At 46.9% G+C, this 4,024-nt stretch carries 3 protein-coding genes and 1 pseudogene; all 4 read left to right on the top strand.

The window, feature by feature from the left end; genetic code table 11:
• The coding region (gene aroB / locus Q0095_RS03195) for a 3-dehydroquinate synthase (protein ID WP_297881297.1) at nucleotides 1-896 on the top strand (896 nt) is incomplete at its 5' end.
• The gene (locus Q0095_RS03190) at nucleotides 893-2,602 is read left to right on the top strand and encodes a mechanosensitive ion channel family protein (RefSeq protein WP_297881296.1); all 1,710 of its coding nucleotides are present in this window, start codon (nucleotides 893-895) and stop codon (nucleotides 2,600-2,602) included. The genes aroB and Q0095_RS03190, both read left to right, overlap by 4 nt.
• Nucleotides 2,599-3,831 (top strand): tRNA (N(6)-L-threonylcarbamoyladenosine(37)-C(2))-methylthiotransferase MtaB, encoded by a 1,233-nt coding sequence (mtaB, locus tag Q0095_RS03185; protein WP_297881295.1) that lies wholly within the window; start codon nucleotides 2,599-2,601, stop codon nucleotides 3,829-3,831. Before Q0095_RS03190 ends, mtaB begins: the two co-directional genes overlap by 4 nt.
• A pseudogene (locus Q0095_RS03180) lies at nucleotides 3,800-4,024 on the top strand (ATP-dependent metallopeptidase FtsH/Yme1/Tma family protein); the annotation flags it as partial. The gene mtaB and the pseudogene Q0095_RS03180, both read left to right, overlap by 32 nt.

The raw sequence follows: 4,024 nt of genomic DNA, 5'->3' as shown, positions 1-4,024 counted from the left end.
GGCTAGATTGCGAGCAAAAATTTATCATCACGATCCCAGACGGCGAGGAGTATAAAAATACCGCGAGCGTGGAGCAAATTTTAGAGCAGCTTTTTAGCTCCAAGCTTGATCGCAAAAGCACGCTCATCGCTCTTGGTGGCGGTGTTATTAGCGATATAACGGGCTTTTGCGCGAGCATTTATGAGCGCGGTATCAATTTTATCAATATACCTACGACCTTGCTAGCGCAAGTGGACGCAAGCGTCGGCGGCAAGACGGGCGTGAATAATCGCTTCGGCAAAAATTTAATCGGCTCATTTTACCAGCCGCGCGCGGTTTATTGCGAGAGTAAATTTTTATCGACGCTTCCTGCGCGAGAGTTTGCCGCAGGCGTCGCAGAGGCGGTAAAGATGGCTGTATGCTTTGATGGCGAGCTGTTTAAATTTTTCGAGACGCACGATCTAAAAAGCGCCGATAAAATTTCGCATATAATCGCTCGCTGTGTGGAGATTAAAGCAAGCGTTGTAGAGCGTGACGAGCGCGAAAGCGGCGTGCGCGCAGTGCTAAACTACGGACACACCTTTGCTCACGCTATTGAAAAAATTACTAATTATAAAAAATTTTTGCACGGCGAGGCTGTGGCGATCGGCATGGTGATGGCAAATACGCTAGCGCGTCGCCTCGGCAAACTAAGCGGCGAACAGGAGGAGCGAATCCGCAAAGTGCTTCAAAAATTCGCACTTCCGATAAAATTTCACGTAGAGGATGCAGCGGAATTTTACGAGCTGTTTTTTCTCGATAAAAAGAGCGAAAACGGCAAGATAAAATTTATCCTGCCTGACGGCATCGGTAAATTCTACGCTTCCAAAGAGATCGCAAAAGATGAAGTAATCGCAGCGCTGAAAGAGTTTGAATGAGAGCGCTTGCGGCTATTTTTTTGATTTTTAATCTTGCATTTTGCGAGGCAAATTCTACGCTCTCCGCCGCGCATACGCGCTTAGAATCTAACGCTAGCTCTGCCACTAGTGAGAAGAAAGATGAAAATTCCAAGCTATCCGCGTCGCTAAAAGATCAGATCCGTGTTATTGACGATGAGATTAAAAATAATATCTGGATCTCTCGCTTTTCAAATTTCATCGGCTATCAAAATTTACAAAAGCAATCCAGCCAGCTCGAAGCGGAGCTAAAAAAGAGCGCCGGCACCGATAAGATCGCAGAGATTCAAAAAAGACTCCGCGCCGTTAAAGAGCAGCTCATACTGCTAAAAGAGTATGAAAAATCTCCGTTTTTAGATATCATCGCGATGCCCGAAACTCCCGAGCCTGCGCGCATTACAAATCCTTTTTCGATAATTTCCGGTTTTTCTACGATTAGAAATTTGCAAGCTCAAAAGATGGAGCAGAAAAACGCCATCGAAAATATTAAAGCTTTAATCGATAAACTTGAAGCAAAAAGGGCGCTATATGAGCGTTTGATGCAGATTGATCCAGACACAAGCGCCGTGGCGGAGCTTAAAAGCTTAGATTATGAGCTTAGCGAGTTTAGCTCCGCATATGAGATCGCGCAGACCACATACGACGTTTACGAAAAAAAGATCAATTCCCAAATCGCCGTGCAGACCGCCGATATAAAAGCGCAGATCAAGCGCGCGGGAAATATCGCCGTATGGATACTTGTAGTCATCGCACTGTCGTTTTTCTGCAAGGTAGTGGCGAAAAAATATATCAAAAACGACGAGAATTTTTATATCGTAAATAAAGCTATCAACGTTTTAAATTTCACGCTGATTGCGCTGATACTGCTCTTTTCTTACATCGAGAATATGACGCACTTCGTGACGGTTCTGGGCTTTGCCTCGGCAGGTCTTGCGATTGCGATGAAAGATATGTTTATGAGCTCCTTAGGCTGGCTTACGATCGTGCTCGGCGGCAGCTTTCGCGTGGGCGATCGTATTAGAGTGCATAAAAACGGCGAGACCTACGTAGGCGATATCATCGATATTTCGGTGCTTAGGATGACGATTTTTGAGGACGTTACTATGACTACGTGGAGAGAAAATAAACGCGCGGGCAGGGTAATTTTCATACCGAATAATTATATTTTTACCGATCTTATCTCAAACTACACCCACAGCGGGCTTAAGACGGTCTGGGACGGCATTAGCATACTTTTAACATTTGATAGCAACCATAAAAAGGCGATGTATCTCATAAAAAACATCGTGCGAAAGTATTCCAAGGGCTACACCGACATCGCCAAAAAGCAGATGGGCAAGCTACGCTCACAATACAGTATCAAAAATCCAAACGTCGAGCCTAGAATTTTTAGCTTTTTTGAGCCATACGGCATTGAAATTTCGGTTTGGTATATGACGAACTCTTACGCGACGCTCGGGCTTCGCAGCAACATCTCGGCTGAAATTTTAGATGCACTAAGAAGCGAGCCCGACATCAAGATCGCTTATCCTGCATACACGCTTTTTAACGGCAAAAACTACATGGCGGCGGGCGAAAATTTTGCGGCGCAAGATCTCGGTTCCGAGCAGCAAGGTCCGCAAAATTTAAACACAGCGGCGCAGGGCGCGGGCTTTGCTACAGGAAGCGGATCCGGGAGCGAAATTTGAAAATTTATTTTAAAACGTTTGGATGTCGCACAAATATCTACGATACGCAGCTTATCAAAAGCAACCTCAAATCGGGCGAGATCACGCATGACGAGCAGGGCGCGGACGTCGTCGTGATAAACTCCTGCACCGTTACGAACGGCGCCGATGCGGACGTGCGAAACTACGTAAATAAGATGAACCGCCTCGGCAAAAAGATATTGCTAACCGGCTGCGGCGCGGTATCGCGCGGCGAGGAGCTGTATAAAAACGGCGCGGTATTCGGCGTGTTCGGGATGTCGCAAAAGGAGAAGATCGACGAGTTTTTGGGCTCGGAGTCGAAATTTTACGATATCGGAGGTCTTGACGGCGTCGAAAAAAACCTGGTAAGCGACTACGAGGATCACACCAAAGCTTTTATTAAAATTCAGGAAGGGTGCGATTTTAACTGCAGCTATTGCATAATCCCCTCGGTGCGCGGCCGCTCGCGCAGCAGCTCTGAAGACGCGATCTTAAAAGAGGCGGCGAGCCTTGCCGCAAACGGCTTTAGCGAGATCGTGCTAACCGGCACTAATATCGGAAGCTACGGCAAAGCCTCAGGCACGAGCCTGGGCGCGCTGCTTCAAAAGCTGGGCGCGATCCGCGGAATTCGCCGCATTCGCCTAGGCAGTATCGAGCCCTCGCAGATCGATGAGAGCTTTCGCGAAATTCTATCCGAGCCCTGGCTGGAGCGGCATCTGCACATTGCGCTTCAGCACACTTCACAAAAGATGCTTAGCATAATGCGCCGCCGAAATTCCGCGCTAAGGGATTTGGAGCTTTTTTGCGAGCTTGCGGAGCGCGGGTTTGCGCTGGGGACGGATTTTATCGTCGCGCACCCGGGCGAGAGCGAAGAGATTTGGCTCGAAGCGGTAGAAAATTTCAAAAAATTCCCGCTCACGCATCTGCACGCCTTTATCTTTTCGCCGCGGCAAGGGACCGCTTCGGCGTCGCTAAAAGGCCGCATAGACGGCAAAACGGCGAAGGCGCGGCTAAAGATGCTGCAAAACATAACGGCGCTGAATAATTATAAATTTCGCCTCTCGCACAAGGTGCCGCTAAATGTGCTGATCGAGCGGAAAAATGGAGAGTTTTATGAAGGATATGATCAATTTTATGATAAAATTTGGATCAAAAGCGATGAGGATTTGTCGAAAAAATGGATGGAGATAAGAGATTATGAGATTAAATTTGATGGAAATTTTGCATAAAATCAAAAAAAGCAAGCTAAATATAATTCTGATTTTTTTAGTGCTACTTATCGTTTTGCTCTCGATCGTTTATTTTAAAGACGATTCGCGATACATCACCGAGCGCGAATTTAGCGAGCTAGTCCGCGCAGATCAGATCAAACGCGCGCATATCGAGGACGGCAATTTAAATTTTACCTACGACGGCAAACGC

The sequence above is a fragment of the uncultured Campylobacter sp. genome (assembly GCF_938045535.1).
Lineage (GTDB): Bacteria > Campylobacterota > Campylobacteria > Campylobacterales > Campylobacteraceae > Campylobacter_B.
This window is presented reverse-complemented; position numbering and strand designations above follow the sequence as displayed.

What these genes read in the sequence shown, in the direction of transcription:
- Q0095_RS03190 (WP_297881296.1), top strand. Translation starts at nt 893, where the DNA reads ATGAGAGCGCTTGCGGCTATTTTTTTGATTTTTAATCTTGCATTTTGC.